The sequence below is a fragment of the Mycolicibacterium komossense genome (genome assembly GCF_025822605.1).
Classification (GTDB): Bacteria; Actinomycetota; Actinomycetes; order Mycobacteriales; family Mycobacteriaceae; genus Mycobacterium; species Mycobacterium komossense.
Genome location: NZ_JACKTY010000010.1, coordinates 1 through 22,244, shown reverse-complemented (window position 1 = coordinate 22,244; position 22,244 = coordinate 1). Strand labels below are relative to the sequence as shown.

20 protein-coding genes are annotated in these 22,244 nt (G+C 66.0%); 11 read left to right on the top strand and 9 right to left on the bottom strand.

Annotated features, from left to right (window positions below; genetic code table 11):
* Positions 1–32: 32 nt before the first annotated feature.
* The 6 genes from H7J73_RS01640 to H7J73_RS01615 form a co-directional block, all read right to left on the bottom strand.
* Positions 33–554: a single-stranded DNA-binding protein gene (locus tag H7J73_RS01640; RefSeq protein WP_264065492.1), complete on the bottom strand. Its 522-nt coding sequence runs from the start codon at positions 552–554 to the stop codon at positions 33–35.
* A gap of 74 nt (positions 555–628) precedes the next feature.
* Positions 629–919, bottom strand: a complete 291-nt coding sequence (gene rpsF, locus H7J73_RS01635; protein WP_264065491.1) for a 30S ribosomal protein S6 — start codon at positions 917–919, stop codon at positions 629–631.
* A gap of 162 nt (positions 920–1,081) precedes the next feature.
* A complete protein-coding gene (locus tag H7J73_RS01630) occupies positions 1,082–1,264 on the bottom strand; it encodes a hypothetical protein (protein WP_264065490.1) in 183 nt (60 codons plus the stop codon).
* Between the two features lie 50 nt (positions 1,265–1,314).
* Positions 1,315–3,000 carry a glycosyltransferase family 87 protein gene (locus H7J73_RS01625; RefSeq protein ID WP_264065489.1) on the bottom strand — a complete coding sequence of 562 codons (1,686 nt, stop codon included), beginning with the start codon at positions 2,998–3,000 and terminating at the stop codon, positions 1,315–1,317.
* Positions 2,997–5,468 carry a transglycosylase domain-containing protein gene (locus tag H7J73_RS01620; RefSeq protein ID WP_264065488.1) on the bottom strand — a complete coding sequence of 824 codons (2,472 nt, stop codon included), beginning with the start codon at positions 5,466–5,468 and terminating at the stop codon, positions 2,997–2,999. The genes H7J73_RS01625 and H7J73_RS01620 overlap by 4 nt, the downstream gene beginning before the upstream one ends.
* Positions 5,461–5,895 (bottom strand): DUF5318 family protein, encoded by a 435-nt coding sequence (locus H7J73_RS01615; RefSeq protein ID WP_264065486.1) that lies wholly within the window; start codon positions 5,893–5,895, stop codon positions 5,461–5,463. The genes H7J73_RS01620 and H7J73_RS01615 overlap by 8 nt, the downstream gene beginning before the upstream one ends.
* Positions 5,896–6,046: 151 nt before the next feature.
* Between H7J73_RS01615 and H7J73_RS01610 the strand changes: the two genes are divergently transcribed.
* The 9 genes from H7J73_RS01610 (at position 6,047) to H7J73_RS01570 (ending at position 14,657) form a co-directional block, all read left to right on the top strand.
* Positions 6,047–6,913, top strand: a complete 867-nt coding sequence (locus tag H7J73_RS01610; RefSeq protein WP_264065485.1) for a DUF1707 SHOCT-like domain-containing protein — start codon at positions 6,047–6,049, stop codon at positions 6,911–6,913.
* Between the two features lie 143 nt (positions 6,914–7,056).
* On the top strand, positions 7,057–7,602 hold the full coding sequence (locus H7J73_RS01605) for a PadR family transcriptional regulator (RefSeq protein ID WP_264065484.1): 546 nt from the start codon (positions 7,057–7,059) through the stop codon (positions 7,600–7,602).
* 71 nt (positions 7,603–7,673) lie between these two features.
* The gene (locus H7J73_RS01600) at positions 7,674–8,777 is read left to right on the top strand and encodes an inositol-3-phosphate synthase (protein ID WP_264065483.1); all 1,104 of its coding nucleotides are present in this window, start codon (positions 7,674–7,676) and stop codon (positions 8,775–8,777) included.
* A gap of 78 nt (positions 8,778–8,855) precedes the next feature.
* The gene (locus H7J73_RS01595) at positions 8,856–9,749 is read left to right on the top strand and encodes an Rv0045c family esterase (protein ID WP_264065482.1); all 894 of its coding nucleotides are present in this window, start codon (positions 8,856–8,858) and stop codon (positions 9,747–9,749) included.
* Positions 9,750–9,772: 23 nt separating this feature from the next.
* Entirely contained in the window at positions 9,773–10,579 is an 807-nt protein-coding gene (locus H7J73_RS01590; RefSeq protein ID WP_264065481.1) for an LLM class F420-dependent oxidoreductase, read from the top strand.
* Positions 10,580–10,836: 257 nt separating this feature from the next.
* Positions 10,837–11,505, top strand: coding sequence for a GntR family transcriptional regulator (locus H7J73_RS01585; RefSeq protein WP_264065480.1), 669 nt, complete (start codon positions 10,837–10,839; stop codon positions 11,503–11,505).
* Between the two features lie 46 nt (positions 11,506–11,551).
* Complete coding sequence (locus H7J73_RS01580) at positions 11,552–13,324, top strand: ABC transporter substrate-binding protein/permease (RefSeq protein ID WP_264065479.1); 1,773 nt, start codon at positions 11,552–11,554, stop codon at positions 13,322–13,324.
* Positions 13,324–14,088, top strand: a complete 765-nt coding sequence (locus tag H7J73_RS01575) for an amino acid ABC transporter ATP-binding protein (protein ID WP_264065478.1) — start codon at positions 13,324–13,326, stop codon at positions 14,086–14,088. Before H7J73_RS01580 ends, H7J73_RS01575 begins: the two co-directional genes overlap by 1 nt.
* A 74-nt stretch (positions 14,089–14,162) precedes the next feature.
* Positions 14,163–14,657: a MarR family winged helix-turn-helix transcriptional regulator gene (locus H7J73_RS01570; protein WP_264065477.1), complete on the top strand. Its 495-nt coding sequence runs from the start codon at positions 14,163–14,165 to the stop codon at positions 14,655–14,657.
* On the opposite strand, the gene ggh is transcribed toward H7J73_RS01570, so the two are convergent.
* Complete coding sequence (ggh, locus tag H7J73_RS01565) at positions 14,654–15,994, bottom strand: glucosylglycerate hydrolase (protein WP_264065476.1); 1,341 nt, start codon at positions 15,992–15,994, stop codon at positions 14,654–14,656. The two genes, H7J73_RS01570 and ggh, sit on opposite strands and share 4 nt — an antisense overlap.
* 75 nt (positions 15,995–16,069) lie before the next feature.
* Here ggh and H7J73_RS01560 point away from each other — a divergent pair, with 75 nt between their 5' ends.
* Positions 16,070–16,735, top strand: coding sequence for an SDR family oxidoreductase (locus tag H7J73_RS01560; protein ID WP_264065475.1), 666 nt, complete (start codon positions 16,070–16,072; stop codon positions 16,733–16,735).
* Positions 16,736–16,750: 15 nt separating this feature from the next.
* Here the strand turns inward: H7J73_RS01560 and fdhA are convergent, their stop codons facing one another.
* Positions 16,751–17,968 (bottom strand): formaldehyde dehydrogenase, glutathione-independent, encoded by a 1,218-nt coding sequence (gene fdhA, locus H7J73_RS01555; protein ID WP_264065474.1) that lies wholly within the window; start codon positions 17,966–17,968, stop codon positions 16,751–16,753.
* A 219-nt stretch (positions 17,969–18,187) separates the two neighbouring features.
* Complete coding sequence (gene leuS / locus H7J73_RS01550; protein ID WP_264065473.1) at positions 18,188–21,070, bottom strand: leucine--tRNA ligase; 2,883 nt, start codon at positions 21,068–21,070, stop codon at positions 18,188–18,190.
* Positions 21,071–21,315: 245 nt separating this feature from the next.
* On the opposite strand from leuS, the gene H7J73_RS01545 reads away from it, so the two are divergent.
* A partial coding sequence (locus H7J73_RS01545) for an LpqN/LpqT family lipoprotein (RefSeq protein ID WP_264065472.1) occupies positions 21,316–22,244 on the top strand: 929 nt, incomplete at its 3' end.

The window sequence follows — 22,244 nt, the reverse complement described above, 5'->3', positions numbered from 1 at the left end:
CGCTGGCGCCACAAAACTCAAGCGATCAGTGTTCAGAAGGGGGGTTCGTCGTCGCTACCGGCGAAGGAACCCGACGCCGGGGCGCTGCCCCAGGGATCGTCGGCAGGAGCGCTGCTGCCACCGGCAGCCGGACGGGATCCGCCACCGCCACCGCTACCACCACCGAAGCCACCGCCCCCACCGCCACTGCGGTTCGCACGGTTGACCTTGGCGGTCGCGTACTTCAGCGACGGACCGATCTCTTCGACCTCGACCTCGAACACCGTGCGCTTCTCACCCTCGCGGGTCTCGAACGAACGCTGCTTGAGCCGGCCGGTCACGATGACCCGCGATCCACGCGTCAGGCTTTCCGCCACGTTCTCCGCAGCTTCGCGCCAGATGTTGCAGCGCAGGAACAGCGCTTCGCCGTCCTTCCATTCGCTGCTCTGGCGATCGAAAATGCGGGGCGTCGACGCCACAGTGAAGTTGGCGACGGCCGCACCGGACGGCGTGAAGCGCAGTTCGGGGTCGGCGGTCAGGTTTCCGACAACGGTGATGGTGGTGTCACCAGCCACGAGATCCTCCTGGATAAGTCTGTGTTGCGGGCGAGCCTACGCACGCCGCACGACACACGACAGACGTTCGGCAACTAGTGCTTGTCGGTCCGCATGACCTTGGTGCGCAACACCGACTCGTTCAGGCTGAGCTGACGGTCGAGCTCAGACACCGTGGCGGGCTCTGCCTTGACGTCGACGACGGCGTAAATGCCCTCAGCGTGCTTGGCGATCTCGTAGGCCAGCCGGCGGCGGCCCCAGATGTCAACTTTCTCAACGGTGCCGCCGTCTTTACGGATGACGTTCAGGAACGTCTCCAGGGACGGAGCTACTGTGCGCTCGTCAAGGGTCGGGTCAAGGATGACCATGATTTCGTATGGACGCATGGGAACACCTCACCTCCTATGGTCGTCTGCGGCCACGGTAGTTCCGTGACAGGAGGGTCGCCTGCGTCGGCAACCGGGTTAGGTTACAGGAAACTCGCTGGTGAAATGAAATCCGCGCAGCTCACACGACCGACGTAGTGCCCCGCGGAAGCGCCCGGGTCGCTAGCCCAGATCCCGGAAGGTCATCAGAAACCCCGCGCCGGTGGCGAGGACTGCCAGCACGCCGATGGTGATCGACAGCCACCGGATCGGCACCGACGTGGCCAGCCACAGCGCCAGAAAGGCGCCTGCCAGCAGGCACACGCCGTAGAACGCCGTCCGCTCCGGATGATCACCACGCGCCATTCCGTCCGCCTTCCCGGCCCACCAGGAGCCGAAACATCGGGCCGCCGCGGCTAGCGGCCTCCCGCCTCCCCCGCGGCGGCCAGCTCGGGCTCCTCGGCCGGCGGCACCAACGGCACCCGACGCAACGCGGCGGGCCGCAGCAGATCCGGCAGCCACTTCGGTGGATCATCGGCCGCCCGGTCGAAGGGGCCGCCGGCTGGATCATCCTGGCGCCCACGCCAACGCACCAGATCCAGCTCCGGGCGGTAAATCTGCTGGACGACCAGGGCACACAACACGACGACCGCGATATCGCGGAGCAGAACCGTTGTGGTGAACCACTGTTCGGGCAGCCCCCGATTCTGTTCGCCGTAGAGGAACAGCATCCTGGGCACCCAGACCAGTGCATCGATCGTCATCCACGCCAACAGGATTCGGCGATGCGGCAACGCCAGCACCGCCAGTGGCACCAGCCATAGCGAGAACTGCGGGCTCCACACCTTGTTGGTCAGCAGGAAGGCCGCCACCACCAGGAAGGCCAGCTGTGCCACGCGGGGTCGCCGCGGTGCCGTCAGCGCCACGTAACCGATCGCCGCACAACACGCCGCGAACAACAGGGCGCTCACCGCGTTCAAGAGCGTCGGCGGCTGCCACAACCCCAGATTCTGGTCGAAACCGCCCCATCCGGTGAAGCTCTTGACCACGTTGTACAGCGAATCCATATCGTCGCCGCGACGGGTGTTGAGTCGGAAGAACTCCGACCACCCCCGCGGGAACAACACCATGATCGGCAGGTTCACCACCAGCCAGGCCACGAACGCAGCCAGCGCTGCCTTGGCGGCACCCGTCAAGCGCCCCGTGCGGATCCCGAGCAACACCACCGGCAGCAGCAAGAGCAACGGGTAGAGCTTCGCGGCCACGCCAAGCCCGATCAGCACACCCGCCAGATACGGTTTTCGCCGGGCCCACGCCAACATCCCACCGATCGCGAAAGCCGTTGCCAGCGCGTCGAAGTTGGTGAAGACCTGGAAGATCAGGATCGGCGACCCCGCCACCAGCGCGGCATCCCAGATGCGTCTGCCGGCGAGCGCGGAGGTCGCCCATACCGTCGCCAGCCACGCCAGGGCGAGTCCCAGTGCCGCGATGTTGAAGAACATCACCACTTCGGCGACCACCGGCAGCGCCGTCGCTTTGGTCAGTGCCGTATAGGTTTTCGCCAACGCCATCGACACGTACTGGTAGACCCCGGTCAACACCGGATACTCCATGTAGCGCACCGCAGGCTGGCCGTCGTACTGCAGGGCGGGCTTACCGTCCTTCATCTCCAGCCAGCTGGACTTGTACGGAAACTTGCCCTGGCTCAACAACTCTGCGCCATACAGGGGCACCGTGTCGGAGTAGCAGAGCTCGTAATAGGCGCGCTGGTTGGCCCAGTTCGCCACCTTCTGGTCACCGGTGCCGGTCCCGACCGTCTGCAGGCAGGCGGATTTCGTCGTCCATCCCAGCGCCAAGAACACCAAGGCGATCACGAACATCACGCGCAGTGGGGTGAAGAACCGCTGCCGGCCGATCAGGGCGTGTCGGCCGACCGGGCCGCCGACCACCTCGGACAGGGCGGACCCCAGCGAGTCGGTGCGACTGGGCAGATCGCGATCGTCATCGCTTCGCCGGTCGGCCGCCAGAGGCTGCGGCGAGACCGTGGCCGGCCGCCCCGCATGCGCTGAATCGTCGAGAGCCTGCGCGTTTCCGTCCGTCACGGCGGCGGAGGCGGAACGAGGGCGTTAGGGTCGCCCGGCGGCGGCGGCTCGGCGGTCACCGTGGTCGGTGGGCCGAGCGGAATCGTGATGCCCGGTGCCACTTCGATACTGGGCTGGATGACGGTGCCGGGCAGCGGCGCCAGCGGATCGACCGGCGGTGGCGGCGGCGGGGGCGGCGGCGGCGCGGGCACACCGGCGTAGCCGCCGATCTCGGTCGGCTTCGGGAAGGTCTCGTTGTCGGTGCCCTTCAGAGCACCGTCCATCGTGGCCTTCCAGATGTCCGACGGCAGACCCGAACCGTAGACCGAAGAGCCGGAGCTGGTGACCAACGGCCTGGTGCCGTCGGTGGTGCCCACCCACACCGCGGTCGACAGGGACGGGGTGTACCCGACCATCCAGGCATCGCGGTTGGCATCGGTGTCACCGAGCTGATTCGTACCGGTCTTCGCCGCCGAGGCGCGCCCGCCGGCCAAGTTGTGGCCGCGGGAGTACCCGGCGATCGGCTGCATGGCGGCGGTGACGTTGTCGGCGACCGCCTTGGGAATGCGCTGCTCGCCGTTGGTGTCCTGGGAGCCGGCGTCGAACAGCACCTGACCTTGCGAGTTGACGACCTTCTGGACGAAGTGCGGCGCGTGGTAGACACCGGAATTCGCCAGAGTGGCGTAGGCCGAGGCCATGTCGAGCACCCGAGTCTGATACTGGCCCAGCACGATTCCGTTGTTCGGCGGGCCACCCTTGCCGTCCTCGGACAGCGTGTGGTCGACGCCGGGGAAGCTGTCCGCGACACCAGCTGCGTGGGCGGCGTCGGCGACATCCTGAGGACCGTTCTTCAGCTTCAACATCAACCGGTAATAGCTGGTGTTCAGCGACTGCTTCAACGCCTCGGCGATATTGCAGGTGCCGCAGCCCTCACCCTCGACGTTGGTGATCTTGATGCCGTTGACGGTCACCGGGGAGCTGTCCACCTGGTAACCCAGGCCGATACCCTGCTCCAGCGCAGCGACGAGAGCGAACACCTTGAACGACGAACCGGTCGGCAGGCCGGCTTGCGCGAAGTCGAACCCGTTGGCATCCGATCCGCCGTAGTAAGCCTTCACGCCGCCGGTTCTCGGATCGATCGACACCACCGCCGACCGCATATCAGGGTCCTGGCCCTCAAGGGTGTTGGTGACCGCAGCCTCCGCGGCGGCCTGGGCCTTCGGGTCGATCGTGGTGGTGACCTGCAGGCCCTCGGTGTTGAGCTGCTGCTCGCTGATGTTGAACAGATCCAGCAGTTCCTTGGTGACCTGCCGTTCGATCAGCCCGTTCGGGCCCGTCGTCTGGCCGTCGTTCTGAGCCTCATCCGGTGACACCGTCGGCGGAAAGACCTGGGCCTTACGGTCGCTGGCCGACAGGGCACCCATGTCAACCATGCCGTCGAGCACCCAGTTCCACCGCTTCGCGGCCCCCTCCGGGTCGACAGCGGGATCCAGCGTGGACGGCCGCTGGATGAGCGCGGCCAGCAACGCGCCGTCGGCGACGGTCAGCTGATCTACCGGCTTGTTGAAGTAAGCCTTCGATGCCGCGCCGATCCCGTAGGCCCCGCGGCCGAAATAGATGATGTTCAGATACGACTGCAGCACTTGATCTTTGGACCATTCGCGCGACATCTTCGTCGAGATGACAAGTTCCTTGGCCTTGCGGACGAGGCCGCCGAGGCCGGTGCGCTGATCGCCGACGAGCGCGTTCTTCACGTACTGCTGGGTGATCGTGGAACCGCCCTGCAGATCACCGCCAAAAATGTTGTTCTTGAACGCCCGCAGGAAGCCGGTGAACGAGAACCCGGGGTTGGTGTAGAAGTCCCGGTCCTCGGCGGCCATCACCGCGTCGCGGACATGCACCGGAATCTGGTCGATGCTGACGTCGACCCGGTTTCCTTCCGGCGGAACGATCTTCGCCAGCTCGGATCCGTCGCTGGCCAGGATCGTCGACACCTGGTTGGTGCGGATATCGCCGGGTTTGGGCACGTCGACGATGAAATAGGCCATCCCGAACGTGATGATCGGCAACACGATGAGCACCACCGCGGCGGCCGCAAGGCCCCGTCGCACCCATTTCCAGTTGATCCGACGGAGCGGATTCGGCCGTGGCCCGTCACCCCCGCCACCGCCGGTGGGCGGCAGATCACGATTGGGCGGGATGGGCGGCGGCGTGCCATCCAGGGCCGCCTTGACGGCGTCGACCGGGTCACGCAGGCGCGGATCGAGATCGCCACGAACGAGCGGAATGACGGCGGTCGGGCGGGCGTCCGGCGGTACGGCCGCGCGTGCCTGCCCGGGGGACGTGCGCGTCATCAGCGGCGGTGCCTCCGAACGGGGCAGCCGGCTGGTCTCGCTGTCGGACACGGCATGTTTGGGCGGACCGGTCTCACCCGCTGACACCCGCGGGACATCAGAGGCTTGCCGGTCGTGACGCCCTTCGCTATTCACTGGCCGTGCGCGCGCCGTTGCGCGCCGTCTGGGTGCCCTTGGTGCGCGTCGTCCCCTTTTTGGGACGCGGCGCTCCGAGCACATACGACTTGACCAGATGGTTCCAGCTGCAGGTCCGGCATACCTCCACCACGTGTACAGCGAATTCGTCGAATCGGGTTGCCAGCAGGACCAACTCCTCGGCAGAGCGCGCAGACCCGGATACCGCGCCAAGGTGCTCGCCAAACACCCACGACACGAGCGTGAGCTGTTCTTTACGGCAGATCGGGCACATCACCGAGCTGGTCTTGCCATGGAATTTCGCGGCGCGCAGCAGGTAGGGATTGGCATCACAGACCTCGGTCACACCGGTGCGCCCGGAATACACCTCGGCCAGCAGTGAGCGCCGACGAAGCGCGTAGTCCACCACCTGTCGCTGCAATCGCACGAAGACAAGAGTACGTCGGCCCCCTGAGCGCCGAGGCGTGACGGGCCACTGCCGGCGCACGATTTGTGCGTCTGGCCTGCGCGCCCACCGGGCCGAAACCCGATCACGAGCTCGCCCACCAATCGAGTGAGTGGGCTTCTACGATCATCGCGTGGCGACTCGGCAGACGGCGGCGACCAGGGCCAAGGACAGCGACCGCAATGACACCTGCACGGTGCTCGACAGCGCACTGGCCGACGGTCAACTCTCGATGGAAGAGCATCGCCAGCGGGTAGCGACGGCCACGACCGCGGCCACCCTGGGCGATCTGCAGAACTTGGTCGCCGATCTGCAGAACGACAACGCCCCCGTGCAACTGCCGGATCTGAAAGCGCCATCGCCGGTCTCGGTCGCATCCAGCGCTAACCGTGCTGGACTGGGCCTGCGGGTGGCCGTCGCGGTGGTGCTGGTGGTGCTCGGCATCGGGATCGGGTGGGGGCTCTACGGCAACACCAGCTCACCGCTGAGCTTCGCCACCGACCCCGGCGCGAAACCAGACGGTGTCGCGCCGGTGGTTCTCACCGCACCGCGACAGTTGCAATCCCTGGGCGGGATGACCGGACTGATCGAGCAGATGAAACAGCGCTTCGGCGACACCATGGGCTACCAACTGCTGGTCTATCCCGACTTCGGTTCCCTCGACCGCGCTGACGCAGGAGACAACCGACGCAAGATCTCCTACAACTACCGCGGCGGCTGGGGCGACAGCGACGGCACCGACCCGATCAGCGACGGCGACCGCTTAGTCGACTTCAGCACGATGGACCTCAAGGCCTTGGTCGGAGTGCTGCGCGGGGCACCCGAGACCCTCGGCATCAAACGGGCGGACGTGAAAAACACCTACATGATCATCGGCCCGTCCAAGGATCCGTCGGCCGGCGATGTGTCGGTGACGATGTATGTCTCGAGCGACTTCGGCAGCGGATACCTCGAGACCAATGGCGACGGCGTCGTGAAGCGGGTCATCTACCCCTCCTGACGCCAGGAGTGTCCTGCCGCGCCGAGACTGCCACTCACTTCACAGGGGACAGATGTGGCGTCGTATATATCGGCGCGATACACTTTTTCGAGGTGTCGGACTGCCGTAACGGCAGAATGGGTCATTCGAGGAGGTGATCGTGCATGTTGGAACTCGCTGTACTGGGTCTGCTGCTCGAATCACCGATGCACGGCTACGAACTGCGAAAACGGCTGACGGGCTTGTTAGGCGCCTTCCGAGCATTTTCGTATGGATCGCTCTATCCCGCCCTGCGCCGCATGCAGGCCGACGGGTTGATCGTCGAGGACGCGGCACCGGAGGGCACCACCAAACTGCGGCGTGCGCGCCGGGTCTACCAACTCACCGCCGCCGGTCAACAGCGGTTCACCGAGCTGGTCGCAGACACCGGGCCGCAGAATTACACCGACGACGGATTCGGTGTGCACCTGGCCTTCTTCAATCGCACACCTGCAGAAGCAAGGATGCGAATCCTGGAGGGGCGTCGCCGGCAGGTAGAAGAACGCCGCGAAGGGCTGCGTGAAGCCATCGCGCGGGCCAGCAATTCACTTGACCGCTACACCCGTCAGTTGCATCAGCTCGGACTGGAATCCAGCGAGCGTGAAGTGAAGTGGCTCAACGACCTGATCGCCGCCGAACACGTGGCGCAAGGCCGTCCCGATCAGCCCTGATCAAGACCAGAAGAAACCCCAACCGATCCAGTTACTGCTCGACAGAATTTACGGATAAAAGGAGAACGTCCATGAGTGAGAAGAACGCGACTGCGGCGAATGGGGCGTCCGGAGATATCCGAGTCGCCATCGTCGGCGTCGGTAACTGCGCCTCCTCGCTGGTACAGGGCGTGCAGTACTACCAGGACGCCGACGAGAACGTCACCGTCCCCGGCCTGATGCACGTGAAGCTCGGCCAGTACCACGTTCGCGACGTGAAGTTCGTGGCCGCGTTCGACGTGGACGCCAAGAAGGTCGGCTTCGACCTTTCCGAGGCCATCTTCGCCTCCGAGAACAACACCATCAAGATCGCCGACGTGCCGCCGACCAACGTGACGGTGCAGCGCGGACCGACCCTCGACGGCATCGGCAAGTACTACTCGGAGACCATCGAAATCTCCGATGTCGAGGCCGTCGACGTCGTCAAGGCACTCAAGGACGCCCAGGTCGACGTCATGGTGTCCTACCTGCCGGTGGGCTCCGAAGAGGCCGACAAGTTCTACGCCCAGTGCGCCATCGACGCCGGCGTGGCCTTCGTCAACGCGCTGCCGGTGTTCATCGCCTCCGACCCGGTATGGGCTGAAAAGTTCCGCGCCGCAGGCGTCCCGATCGTCGGTGACGACATCAAGAGCCAGGTCGGAGCGACCATCACCCACCGCGTGATGGCGAAGCTGTTCGAGGACCGCGGTGTGCAGCTGGACCGCACCATGCAGCTCAACGTCGGCGGCAACATGGACTTCCTCAACATGCTGGAGCGCTCGCGCCTGGAGTCGAAGAAGATCTCCAAGACCCAGGCCGTCACGTCCAACCTGCAACGCGAGTTCAACACCAAGGACGTCCACATCGGCCCGTCCGATCACGTCGGCTGGCTCGATGACCGCAAGTGGGCCTACGTCCGGCTCGAAGGCCGCGCCTTCGGTGACGTGCCGCTCAACCTCGAGTACAAGCTCGAGGTGTGGGACTCGCCGAACTCGGCAGGCGTCATCATCGACGCGGTGCGCGCCGCGAAGATCGCCCTGGACCGCGGTATCGGTGGCCCCGTCGAGGCGGCGTCGGCGTACCTGATGAAGAGCCCCCCGAAGCAGCTGCCGGACGATATCGCCCGTGCGCAGCTCGAGGACTTCATCGAGGGCTAGTTTTTCCTGTGATTTGGGCGTGCTGAGTTGCGATGAGCGCAACCCGGCACGCCCAAATCGCGTTGTAGGGTCGGGTTCGTGGTCAGTGACGAGGACTTGACGGGGCTCGACGAGTTCGCCCTGCTGCCGGAGAACGCCGAACAGATCGGTGCGACGGGTCCGCTCCCGCCCGTCGCCCGAATCGAGTCGGGTCCGATCAGCGCCATCGCGTGGGGCGAGGAGTCGCCGCGGGTCGTCTTCCTGCACGGCGGCGGGCAGAACGCGCATACCTGGGACACCGTCATCCTCGGACTCGGCGAACCGGCGCTGGCGATCGATCTGCCTGGCCACGGCCGCTCCGCGTGGCGTGAGGACGGCGACTACGGCCCCAAGCTGAACGCCGAGACGCTGCGGCCCTTCTTGCGGGAGTGGGCGCCGAACCCGCGGCTGGTCGTCGGGATGTCGCTCGGCGGACTGACCGCGCTGCGGATCGCCGCCACCGATCCGGCGCTGGTGCCCGAACTTCTGCTCGTCGACGTCACCCCGTCCGCCCCAGAGCGGCACGAAGAGATGACGAAGGCGCAACTGGGTGCGGTCGCGCTGGTGAAGGGCGACCGCTCATTCCCCAGCTTCGCCGCCATGCTCGACGTGACCGTCGCCGCCTCTCCGCATCGAAGCCGGGAATCGTTGCGCCGCGGCGTATTCCACAATTCGAAACAACTCGACGACGGCACCTGGACGTGGCGCTACGACTCCTTCCGCAAGGGTGACGGGTTCGAGCGACTGTGGGACGACGTCCCCGCTATCACCATGCCGACGACGCTGGTGCGAGGTGCCAACTCGTTCTTCGTCAACGACGACGACGCAGCCGCGTTCGCCAAGGGGGCCCCCGGTTTCCAGCGCACCCATGTCGTCGCAGAGTCCGGGCACTCCGTGCAGGGAGACCAGCCCGCGAAGCTGGTCGAGATTCTGCGCGGCGTGCTCTCCGACTGAGCCCTGGGCCTAACCTGGAAGCCATGAGCTTCCCACTGCGCATCGGCGTCCAGCTGCAGCCCCAGCATGCACCCGACTACAACGACATCCGCGACGCTGTGCGGCGCTGCGAGGACATCGGCGTCGACGTCGCCTTCAACTGGGACCACTTCTTTCCGCTCTTCGGCGATCCCGACGGAGCGCACTTCGAGTGCTGGACCATGTTGGGCGCCTGGGCCGAACAGACGTCACGTATCGAGATCGGGGCACTGGTCAGCTGCAACTCATACCGCAATCCCGAACTCCTCGCCGATATGGCGCGCACCGTCGACCACATCTCCGGCGGACGGTTGATCCTCGGCATCGGCTCCGGCTGGAAGGAAAAGGATTACGACGAGTACGGCTACGAGTTCGGCACCGCCGGTAGTCGGCTCGACGACCTGGCGGCTGCCCTGCCGCGGATCAAATCCCGGCTGGCCAAGCTCAATCCGGCGCCCACGCGCGACATTCCGATCCTCATCGGCGGCCAGGGCGAGAAGAAGACGCTGAAACTGGTGGCCGAATACGGCGATATCTGGCACGGGTTCACCACCGCCGAGAGCTATCCCCGCAAGGCGGAGGTGCTCGCCGAGCACTGCGCGAGCGTGGGCCGCGATCCCGCCACCATCGAGCGGTCGTCCGGTGTCGAGGTCGACAGCGGAGTGAGCCGGGGCGAAGGTCTGGACACGCTGATCGCGAATGCCGAAGCGCTGACATCGCTTGGTGTCAGCCTGCTGACGGTTGGTTGCAATGGTCCGGACTACGACCTGAGCGCGGCTGAAGCGCTGTGCCGGTGGCGCGACTCACGCTGACACAGAGTGCGCCGGTACCGGAGCGCAGGCGAAATGCACCTCTGTCATAAGCGAATTGTATTGACGGCGATGATATTTCGTCTTACCTGACGGTCGGGTGCATCCGCTGGCGCTTGACCTGGAGTTGCGTGGCAGCACGCCGAACCCAAATTCTGTCTGAGAATGGTGGGAATTTCGCCAATCGCCGCGGTATTGAGCGCAGTATCAAGCGGTGCACCCCAGACACTCGGTGCCCGTTGAAAACAGGGAGTTCGTGCGTGCCTAAAAAATATGGACTCAAAGAAAAAGATCTGGTGGTCGCGCACGTCATAAACCTGATCCTGACCGGCAAGGTGCGCACTGGTGACCGCATCGACCGAAACCTGGTCGCCAAGGATCTCGGCGTCAGCCGGGTGCCCATCCAGGAGGCGGTGGTCCAGCTCGAGCACGACGGGATCATCAGCACGCGGTATCACCGCGGGGCGTTCATCGAACGGTTCGACGAAGCAGTCATCCTCGAGCATCACGAGGTCTACGGCATGCTCAACGGACTTGTTTCCGAACGGGCAGCCGCCGACCCGGACTGCCAGATTCTCGAGGGCCTCGAATCCTTGCTGGCCACAATGAAATCCACCAGGAGCGACGCTCAGCTGTTCCAGCAGGCGGGCTGGGACTACCGCCGGCTCATCTACGAAACCTATGCCGGGCCCCGGTTGTTGGCTCTGATCCTCGCCTCACAGAGCTTCATGCCGCCGGCGTTCCGGCCGGCGTACCTCGTCTCCAACGACGAGATGGTGGAGGTGCACGTAGCGGAAACGGATGCGATCCGCCGGCACGATCCGGTTGCCGCCCGGGCCGCCAATCTTCGCCGTGCGGAGCTGTTGGGCAGTCTCATGCGCGACGAGCTGGTTCGGCGCGGAGTGCTCAAGACTTTGCACTCCGAGTGAGCCGAACCCGCCCAGTCGTCAGGCCCGGGCGGCTAGGTTTCTCACAATGAGATTTCATCCCGGGCGGATCGTCGCGCTTGCCGCAACGGCCTTGATGGTGTCCGGCCTGATCCTGGCGCCGACGGCGGCCGCCGATCAGTGCGCGCCGCCCGGCGTCGACAGCGCCAGTCCCCTGCCGGCCAATCTCGCCGCGGCCGCCAAAGGGCCGGCAGCGGACAAGTACACAACGCCGACCGTCGAGCCGCTCGAGGCGGTGAACACCGCCGCGCTGGGCCTCGGCACACCCGGCACGCTCACCGTCGGGACGCTGTCGGATGCGCCGCCGAGCATCTGCATCAACTCCGAAGGCCAGTTCACCGGTTTCGACAACGAACTGTTGCGTGCCATCGCCGGCAAGCTGGGCTTGAAGATCAACTTCGTCGGCACCGATTTCTCCGGCCTGCTCGCGCAGGTGGCCGCCCGCCGTTTCGACGTCGGATCGTCGTCCATCACCACCACCGAGGCCCGCCGCCGCACCGTCGGATTCACCAACGGCTATGACTTCGGCTACTTCTCGCTGGTCGTGCCGACGGGTTCACCGATCACCGGTTTCGACAAACTGGCGCCCGGGCAGCGGATCGGTGTGGTGCAGGGAACCGTCCAAGAGGCCTACCTGGTGGACACGCTGCACCTGGACCCGGTGAAGTTCCCCGACTACAACACGGTGTACGCCAGCTTGAAGACCCGTCAGATCGATGCGTGGGTGGCCCCCTCACAGCAGGCGGTCGGCACGATCAAACCCGGCGACCCGGCCCAGATCGTCGAAAACACCTTCAGTCTGGACAACTTCGTCGCCTACGCGGTGGCCAAGGAGAACAAACCGCTCATCGACGCGCTCAACTCCGGGTTGGACGCGGTGATAGCCGACGGCACATGGGCCCGGCTGTATTCCGACTGGGTCCCGCGCGCGTTGCCGCCGGGCTGGAAACCCGGGTCGAAAGCCGCACCGCTGCCGCAGCTTCCGGACTTCGCCGCGATCGCCGCCGAGAAGAGGCCCGATGAGACTGCGCCGTCGGGCCCCAAATCGACGCTGTCTCAACTGAAGGACTCGTTCCTCGACTGGGGCCTCTACAAACAGGCGATTCCCGATCTGTTCAAAACCGGGCTGCCCAACACCCTGATCCTCACCATCAGCGCCAGCATCATCGGGCTCGCGCTGGGCATGGCCCTGGCAGTCGCCGGGATCTCCAGATCGCGATGGCTACGCTGGCCGGCCCGGATCTACACCGACATCTTCCGGGGTCTGCCCGAGGTGGTGATCATCTTGATCATCGGCCTTGGCGTCGGGCCCGTCGTCGGCCAACTGACCGGCAACAACCCCTACCCGCTTGGCATCGCCGCACTCGGTTTGATGGCCGCGGCGTACGTCGGGGAAATTCTGCGCTCCGGTATTCAGAGCGTCGAAGCCGGGCAGCTCGAGGCCTCGCGCGCACTGGGTTTCAGCTATTCGTCGTCGATGCGGCTGGTCGTGATACCCCAAGGCGTGCGTCGGGTGCTGCCCGCGCTGGTCAACCAGTTCATCTCACTGCTGAAGGCGTCGTCGCTGGTGTACTTCCTCGGCCTGATCGCCAGCCAGCGCGAACTGTTCCAGGTCGGCCGTGACCTCAACGCCCAGACCGGCAACCTGTCCCCGCTGGTCGCCGCCGGCCTGTTCTACCTGGTCCTCACCATCCCGCTCACCCACCTGGTGAACTACATCGACGGTCGGCTGCGGCGCGGTCGGACGCCTACCGAGGCGGAGGATCCGCTGGAGCTCAGCGCCACCCAGGAGATGACCTGATGGCTACTTCCCCCACTGCGATTTCCCCCACTGCCATCGAGCCGGTCTCCCTCACCGGCAAGGACATTCACCTGTCCTTCGGGCCGAACAAGGTTCTGCGGGGAGTCGATATCGACGTCCCCGCCGGCAGCAGTGTGGCCGTGATCGGCCCGTCCGGTTCCGGTAAGTCGACATTGCTGCGAACGCTGAACCGGCTCTACGAACCGGACAGCGGCGACATTCTGCTCGACGGACGCTCGGTGCTCAAGGACGATCCCGACCAACTACGCCAGCGCATCGGCATGGTGTTCCAGCAGTTCAACCTGTTCCCGCATCGCAGTGTGCTCGACAACGTGACGCTCGGCCCGCGCAAGCTCAAGGGATTGTCGGCCGATGCCGCCCGCGAGCTCGCACTGGCTCAGCTGGAGCGAGTCGGGCTCCAGCACAAGGCCGACGTCCGGCCCGGCACGCTCTCGGGCGGGCAGCAGCAGCGCGTCGCGATCGCCCGGGCACTCGCCATGTCACCACAGGTGATGTTCTTCGACGAGGCCACCTCGGCGCTGGATCCCGAACTGGTCAAGGGCATCCTCGCCTTGATCGCCGACCTGGGCGCCGACGGTATGACGCTGGTGGTCGTCACGCATGAAATGGGCTTCGCCCGGTCAGCCTCGGACAGCGTGGTCTTCATGGACCACGGCAAGGTGGTCGAAGCCGGTCCACCCGAGCAGATCTTCGATGCAGCGGAGACCGACCGACTGCAGAAGTTTCTGTCGCAGGTGTTGTAACAGGCCTCTGACCTGGCCGGGAAAAAGTCTGAGCCTGAGTAATGTCAGGCGGAGACAGGTTAGACTGTCGAACTATGGCAGAGGGCGAAGTCGCCGTCACCGAGGTGACGGAGCTTGCGGAGGGGCTGCACCGGACGCTGTCCAAGTTGTTTTCGGTCCTGCGGCGGGGCGATACCACCACCAGCAGGGTGCCCACGGGTGACCTGACGTTGGCGCAGTTGTCGATACTCGTCACGTTGCTGGACCGCGGGCCGATCCGCATGACGGAACTTGCCGCACACGAACGGGTTCGGACACCGACGACGACGGTGGCGATCCGCCGACTCGAGAAGCTGGGTCTGGTGAAGCGGTCCCGGGACCCGTCCGATCTGCGCGCGGTACTCGTCGACATCACCCCGAAGGGTCACTCCGTGCACGCGGAGTCGCTGGCGAACCGCCGGGCGTCGCTGGCCGCGATGCTGCGCGAACTCAGCCCGGCCGACCTCGAGGTCCTGCATCAAGCGCTGGCGCCGCTGGAGAAACTGGCCGACGGCAAAGAAGCCGGCGGCAAAGAGCGCGGCTGCGGCTAGCCCAACCAGTCAAGCACCGCGGCGGCGGTCCACGACTGCTGCATGCTGCCCAGCGGTTCACCGGTGAACGGCTCGTAATACTCGGCGAAGGTACCGTCGCTGGCCTGACGTAAGCCCTCGCGCCGCAAGCTCGTTGACCGTTCAGCCCAACCGCGACGGGCGAACGCCCAAGAGAACAACCACGTCAGCACCGGCCAGATCGGGCCACGCCAGTACTCACGAGAGCGGAAGTCCCGCGACACCGGCGATGTCGACGGAATCAGCGAGTACTTCAGGTCCGGATGCCCACAGAATCGCGGCCCGTCCAGCAACCGCAGCAGCGACCGCTCCTTATCGTGAGGCAGGCCGCCACAGAGCAGCGGCGAGAACTGCGCGACGGTCTCGGTCGCGATCCACTTATCTGCCTTTACGTCGAAATCTTTTGCTGCACCGGTTCTTTGGTCTGTGGTCTCGAGCACGCCGGAGCGGAAGCGATCTGCCCACCCGTAGAGGTCGCGGACATCTGAGTGCGGTCGCTTGTAGTCCTCCCCGATCTCGGCGAGCACCGAACAGGCCACCGAGAAGATCGCCGAGACGAACACGTCCTCGACGGCGAAGCTCATCACCTTCGGCAGCAGCTGGTCGTCGTAGCGCGCCGATTTCATCTCCTCCAGCAGCCACAGGTAGCGGTCGTACTCGAGGTCTGACGGTCGCTGGCTGGCGTCGGTGTTGATCTTGTTGTCTTCGCGCTGGTATTCGGGCACCGCACCGGGAATCACGTTGGCGTACGCACTGTCCCAGCGAGGCGAGTTGTCCATCCCGGATTCCCAGCCGTGGTAGAGCGTGATGCGCCCATGGCCCTCCTGATCACGAGCCTCCGCCAGCCAACGGTGCCAGCGGACCAGATCGTCCCAGCGGCGGTCCAGAAACGCCTCGGCGACAGCGCGGGTCGAACGGCCACGGGTGCGGGCGTTGTCCAGGATGCGCTGGACCGCGATGGCATGAACTGGTGGCTGGGTGATCCCCGACGTGTGCCGGTTGCGGGGCGCGTCCGCGGCGAGCGCAGACGTGGCCCAGCGGGCGGGGCCGGGAAAGTAGCCGTCGACGCCGCTGGCGAAGACGATATGCGGGATCATCCCGTTGGCCCACTGTGCCGACAGCAGGGTGTCGAGTTCGACGACAGCCCGCTCCACCGACAGCGGCGCCAGCCCGATCGAGACAAACGCCGCGTCCCAGCTCCACATGTGCGGGTACAGCAGGGGCGCGGCCGTCGTCATCACGCCGAGGTCGTTACCGCGCAACAGATAGGCAGCCCGCGCGGCGAGTTGCGTCGGGGCGAAACTCGGATCGGGAGCCACGGCTCCATTCTGCGGCCACCGCGCACAGCTCGCGCGACGAGCTCACAGAACGCCGCGCGCGTTAAGGTGGCCCGCATGCCGACCGCTCTGATCACCGGCGCCGGCGGCGGACTCGGCGCCGCCATCGCGACCGCACTGGCACCCACCCACACGGTCCTGCTCGCGGGGCGTCCGTCGCCACGTCTCGACGCCGTCGCCGAACGGCTGGGCGCACCTACCTGGCCGTTGGACCTGACCGACACCGCCAGCATCGAGGCGAGCGCCGAGGTGCTGGCCGAGCTCGATGTGCTGGTACACAATGCCGCGGTCTCGTATCCGGGGCGGGTCGCCGAATCGACGCCAGAACAGTGGCGCCACACGATGGCAGTCAACGTCGAGGGCCCGGTGGCGCTGACGCTGGCGCTACTGCCTGCGCTGCGTGAAGCGCGGGGCCACGTCATCTTCATCAACTCCGGCGCCGGACTGAGGGCGTCTCCGGGCATGGCGTCCTATTCGGCCAGCAAGTTCGCCCTGCGGTCGTTCGCCGATTCGCTGCGGGCCGACGAACCCGCGCTGCGGGTCACCTCGATCCACCCGGGTCGATTCGACAGTGAGATGCAGCGAGATCTGATCGCCTACGAAAGTCGCGACTACGACCCGGCGGCGTTCATGAGCCCGGCGACCGTCGCCGAGGTGGTCGCGAACGCGGTGGCCACCCCGGCCGACGGCCACGTCCACGAGGTCATCATCCGACCCCGTTAGCCGGGCGCCGCAGGATCAGGCGGCCGGCACCATCCCGTGGGGATCCAGCACGAACTTCTGCGCGACACCGGAATCGAACTGTGCATAACCCTCGGGAGCATCCTCGAGTTTGATGACCGTGGCGTTCACTGCGTCGGCGATATGGGCCTTGTCGTGCAGGATGCTCATCATCAACCCGCGGTTGTACTTGAGCACCGGGCACTGACCGGTCGCGAAGCTGTGGCTCTTGGCCCAGCCCAAGCCGAGGCGGACCTTGAGCGTCCCCTCCTTGGCGTCGGCGTCCGCAGCCCCGGGATCGCCGGTGACATACAGGCCCGGGATGCCCAGCGATCCGCCGGCGCGGGTCAGGCTCATGATCGAGTTGAGCACGGCGGCGGGCTGCTCCCCCGCGCCGTGGCCGTGGCCACTGGCCTCGAAGCCGACGGCGTCGACAGCACAGTCGACTTCGTTGGTGTTGAGGATGTTGGCGACCTGGTCCTCGAGGCTCGCGTCCGCACTGATGTCGATGGTCTCGCAACCGAAGGACTCGGCCTGCTTGAGCCGGTCGGCGTTGAGGTCACCGACGATGACGACTGCCGCTCCCAGCAGCTGCGCGGAATAGGCCGCAGCCAGGCCCACCGGGCCCGCGCCCGCGACGTACACCGTCGAGCCCGTCGTGACACCGGCTGTCTTCGCTCCGTGATAGCCGGTCGGGAAGATGTCCGAGAGCATCGTCAGGTCCCGGATCTTGGCCAGCGCCTGATCCCGGTCGGGGAACTTCAACAGGTTGAAATCGGCGAACGGCACCATCACGTAGTCGGCCTGACCACCGAGCCAGCCGCCCATGTCGACATAGCCGTAAGCCGATCCGGCGCGGGCCGGGTTGACGTTCAGGCAGATGCCGGTCTGTCCCTCACGGCAGTTGCGACACCGGCCGCAGGCGATGTTGAACGGCACCGTACAGATATCACCGACTTCCAAAAACTGGACGTCAGAACCTTTTTCGACGATCTCGCCAGTGATCTCGTGACCCAGCGTCTGCCCTATCGGCGCGGTGGTCCGGCCGCGCACCATGTGTTGGTCCGAGCCGCAGATGTTCGTGGACACGCATTTGAGGATGACGCCGTGGTCGGCCTTGCGGCTCATGCCCATGGCCTCGGCTACCTCTGCGGGCACCTCGAGCTTCGGGTAGGGCAGGGTCTCGACGGCGACCTTGCCCGGCCCCTTGTAGACGACGATCCGATTGTCACTCATAGTGCACTCCAAACCGGGGCGCGCGAGAACTCTCAGACGGGCTTTCCGCCGCGCTGCGTGCCCTGATTCCGAGTATCCGCAGTTTCGTATGCAAAGCCACGAATGCATGAAAACCGGTGGGAGAACCTAACTCAACGGTGAGGTTGTCGAGCGACCGACGCGCTGCGAGGAACGACCAGAGTTGAGGAGCGAGACGATCAGTAGCGAGACGATCAGGCTTCACACCACCAGGTTGACCATCTTGCCCGGTATGACGATGACCTTCTTCGGGGTCTTACCCGCCAACGAGGCCTGGACCTTCTCGTCGGCCAGGGCCGCCGCCTCGACCGCATCGGCGCCGGCATCGGCCGCCACCGCGATCCGGCCGCGCACCTTGCCGTTGACCTGCACCGGGTATTCGACCGTGTCCTCTACCAGATAGGCGGGATCGGCGATCGGGAACGGTCCATGGGCCAGCGACGCGTCGTGACCCAGCCGATGCCACAGTTCCTCGGCCAGGTGCGGCGCCAGCGGAGCGAGCATCAACACCAGGGGTTCGATCGCTGCTCTGGCGCGCACCCCCGCCTTGGTCAGGTGGTTGGTGTACTCGATGAGCTTTGCCGCGGCGGTGTTGTCCCGCAGGTTGGCGTAGTCCTCCGAGACCCCGGCGATCGTCTTGTGCAACGCCTTGAGCGTCACGTTCTCGAGCGCCTCATCATCGACCACCTGGCCTTCGCCGGTCTGCTCGTCGACGACCAGGCGCCACACGCGCTGCAGGAAGCGATGCGCACCGACGACATCCTTGGTGGCCCAGGGCCGGGACGCCTCGATCGGCCCCATCGACATCTCGTAGACGCGCAGGGTGTCCGCACCGTAGTTGTCGCAGATCTCGTCGGGCGAGACCGAGTTCTTCAGGCTCTTGCCGATCTTGCCGAACTCCTGGACGACCTCAATTTCGCCATCCGGTCCGGTCCAGTAGAACTTCTTGTCCCGCTCGACGACCTCGGCGGCCGGCACGTAGGACCCGCGCGAGTCGGTGTAGGCGAACGCCTGGATGTAGCCCTGGTTCACCAACCGGCGGTAGGGCTCACGGGAGCTGACGTGGCCGAGGTCGTGGAGCACCTTGTGCCAGAACCGGCTGTAGAGCAGATGCAGAACCGCATGCTCGACGCCACCGACGTACAGGTCGACGCCACCGGGGTCGTCCGGACCGTGTTCGGCCGGGCGCGGGCCCATCCAGTACGCCTCATTTTCCTTGGCGCAGAACTCTTCTGAGTTATGCGGATCGGCGTAGCGCAACTCGTACCAGGAGCTGCCCGCCCACTGCGGCATGACGTTCGTGTCGCGGGTGTAGTGCTGCAGCCCGTCGCCCAGGTCCAGCTCGACGTTCACCCAGTCGTGCGCCTTGCCCAACGGTGGCGACGGCTCGCTGTCCGCGTCATCAGGGTCGAACAACACGGGCGAATAATCCGGCACGTCAGGCAGTTCCACGGGTAACTGCGCATCGGGCAGGCCGTGCGCACGGTCATCCGCGTCGTAGACGATCGGGAACGGCTCACCCCAGTACCGCTGGCGGGCGAACAGCCAGTCCCGCAACTTGTACTCGATCCGGGCCTGCCCGCGTCCGTCGGCGACCAGACGCTCGGTGATGGCCGCCTTGGCCTCGGCGACGGTGAACCCGTTGAGGTAGTCGGAGTTCACCAGCACGCCGTCCCCGTTGTAGGCGGCCAGCGACACGTCTCCCCCGGTGACCACCTCAATGATCGGCAGCCCGAACTCCGTGGCGAAGTCCCAGTCACGCTGGTCACCGCTGGGCACCGCCATGATCGCGCCGGTGCCGTAGCCGATCAGCACATAATCGGCGATGAACACCGGAATACGTTGGCCGTTAACCGGATTCGTCGCATACGAGCCGGTGAACACGCCGGTCTTGGACTTGTTCTCCTGGCGCTCCAGGTCGGATTTCGCGGCGATCGACTTCTGGTAGGCCGCGATGGCCTGCGCCGGTGACGCCCCACCGAAGGTCCACCGCTGATCGGTCCCGTCGGGCCACTGCGCCGCGGTGAGTTGCTCGACCAGCGGATGTTCGGGTGCCAGCACCAGGTAGGTGGCCCCGAACAGGGTGTCCGGCCGAGTGGTGAAAACCTCGATATCGCCGGCGTCGGTCGCGAACCTGACCTCGGCGCCCGTCGAGCGGCCGATCCAGTTGCGCTGCATCGACTTGACCTTGTCCGGCCAGTCCAGCACATCGAGATCCTCGAGCAGGCGATCGGAGTACGCCGTGATCCGCATCATCCACTGCCGCAACCGTTTCCGGAAGACTGGGAAGTTGCCGCGCTCGCTGCGGCCGTCGGAGGTGACCTCCTCGTTGGCCAGCACGGTACCCAGACCCGGGCACCAGTTGACCATCGAATCCGATCGGTAGACCAGGCGATACCCGTCGATCACGTCGGCGCGTTCCCCCGCACTGAGGGCCGCCCAGTTCCGGCCGTCGTCTAGAGAGCGTGCACCGGAATCGAATTCGGCGACCAACTCGTCGATGCGACGGGCCCGATTAACCGAGGTGTCGAACCAGGCGTTGTAGATCTGCAGGAAGATCCACTGCGTCCACTTGTAGAAATCGACATCAGTGGTCGAGAAACTGCGCCGGGCATCGTGGCCGAGCCCCAACCGACCGAGCTGACGACGGAAGTTGACGATATTGGCTTCGGTCCGCGTCCGCGGATGGGTGCCGGTCTGTACCGCGTACTGCTCCGCGGGCAAGCCGAACGCGTCGAAACCCAGCGCGTGCAGCACGTTGCGTCCGGTCATCCGGAAGTAGCGGGCATAGACATCGGTGGCGATGTAGCCCAACGGGTGCCCGACGTGCAGGCCCTCGCCCGAGGGGTACGGGAACATGTCCTGGACGAACATCTTGTCCGCGGGGACCGCCGACCCGCCGGCCGGCGCCAGCGAGCCCACCGGGTTCGGCACGTTGAAGGTGCCCGACCGGGCCCAGTTGCCCTGCCAGTCCGCCTCGATCCGGCCCGCGAGCTCCGCGGTATAGCGAAACTGCGGTGCGTCGGCGTCGGCCGGCGCGCCGTCTTGGCTGGTAACGGGTGCTCGGGTCGGGGATTCGGTCACGCACACAGGGTATAAGGGCAAGTCCGGGCACCAAAAAACGCAGCCGTGGTCGATCGTCGGCGCACCCCTCGCGAACGGGGAGGTCTCGGTTGCGTTGCAGACCCATCATCGATTGGTCCCAGCTCGGTTCCAGGTTGCTCTCGGGCCTAGAGCGCGACGGTGGAGCGCCGATACATTCAGCGCCTGACATGGGGTCGACTGCACCCCGATCCGTGTTGGGGCAACCCCGGAAGGAACGACAGTTCATGTTGATCAAGGCCCGTAGCTGGCAGCTGGTGGCAGGTGGATTGGCCGCAGGCATCGCAGGCATTGTGGGTCTCGGGGGAACCACCGCCTACGCGGAACCCGCCATTCCCGCCCCCGTCCCGGCGCCGGTGACCGTCACCCAGACCGTCACCGCCGCGCCCGTAGCCAGCGCCGACTCGCTGCTCGGCCCCGCACCGGCCGCCACCGCCCAGAGCGGCACCCTCCCGGGCGCCGCGCCCCAGGTCATCACCCAGGCAGCCGCGCCGGCGCCCCTGGTCCAGGCCCCGGCGCTGGTTCCCGCCACGTCCGGAACACTCATCGATTTCCTCAAGAGCAAGGGCGTCACGCTCGAGCCGCAGACCCCGCGCGATTTCCGGGCACTGAACATCACCCTGCCGATGCCCAGCGGCTGGACCCAGGTACCCGACCCGAACGTGCCGGACGCTTTCGTCGTGATCGCCGACCGCCAGGGCGGCGACGGCCTCTACACGTCCAACGCGCAGGTCGTGGTCTACAAGCTGACCGGCGACTTCGACGCCAACGAGGCCATCACGCACGGGTTCATCGACAGCCAGCTGGAATCGAACTGGCAGTCCACCGACGCGTCGCTGACCCCGTTCGGCGGATTCCCGTCCTCGAAGATCGAGGGCGTGTACCGGCAGAACGACATGATGCTCAACACCTCGAAACGCCATGTGATCGCGACCGCGGGTCCCGACAAGTACCTGGTCTCGCTGTCGGTGACCACCGCGGCCAACCAGGCGGTCGCCGCGGCCCCGGCCACCGACGCCATCGTCAACGGCTTCCGGGTGGCCGACCCGGCCGCGGCCGTCGCAGCAGCCCCGGCCGCCCTGCCCGCGCCTGGCGTGCCCGCCGTGCCGGGGGCGCCCGCGGCCCCGGCCGCCGTCAGCCCGATGACCCCTGCACC

Bases quoted from the DNA above. Each gene is read 5' to 3' on its own strand.
- rpsF (WP_264065491.1), bottom strand. From the start codon at position 919: ATGCGTCCATACGAAATCATGGTCATCCTTGACCCGACCCTTGACGAG.
- fdhA (WP_264065474.1), bottom strand. From the start codon at position 17,968: ATGAGTGACAATCGGATCGTCGTCTACAAGGGGCCGGGCAAGGTCGCC.
- H7J73_RS01605 (WP_264065484.1), top strand. From the start codon at position 7,057: ATGTTGGAACTCGCTGTACTGGGTCTGCTGCTCGAATCACCGATGCAC.
- H7J73_RS01560 (WP_264065475.1), top strand. From the start codon at position 16,070: ATGCCGACCGCTCTGATCACCGGCGCCGGCGGCGGACTCGGCGCCGCC.
- H7J73_RS01590 (WP_264065481.1), top strand. From the start codon at position 9,773: ATGAGCTTCCCACTGCGCATCGGCGTCCAGCTGCAGCCCCAGCATGCA.
- H7J73_RS01580 (WP_264065479.1), top strand. From the start codon at position 11,552: ATGAGATTTCATCCCGGGCGGATCGTCGCGCTTGCCGCAACGGCCTTG.
- H7J73_RS01600 (WP_264065483.1), top strand. From the start codon at position 7,674: ATGAGTGAGAAGAACGCGACTGCGGCGAATGGGGCGTCCGGAGATATC.
- H7J73_RS01630 (WP_264065490.1), bottom strand. From the start codon at position 1,264: ATGGCGCGTGGTGATCATCCGGAGCGGACGGCGTTCTACGGCGTGTGC.
- H7J73_RS01575 (WP_264065478.1), top strand. From the start codon at position 13,324: ATGGCTACTTCCCCCACTGCGATTTCCCCCACTGCCATCGAGCCGGTC.
- H7J73_RS01570 (WP_264065477.1), top strand. From the start codon at position 14,163: ATGGCAGAGGGCGAAGTCGCCGTCACCGAGGTGACGGAGCTTGCGGAG.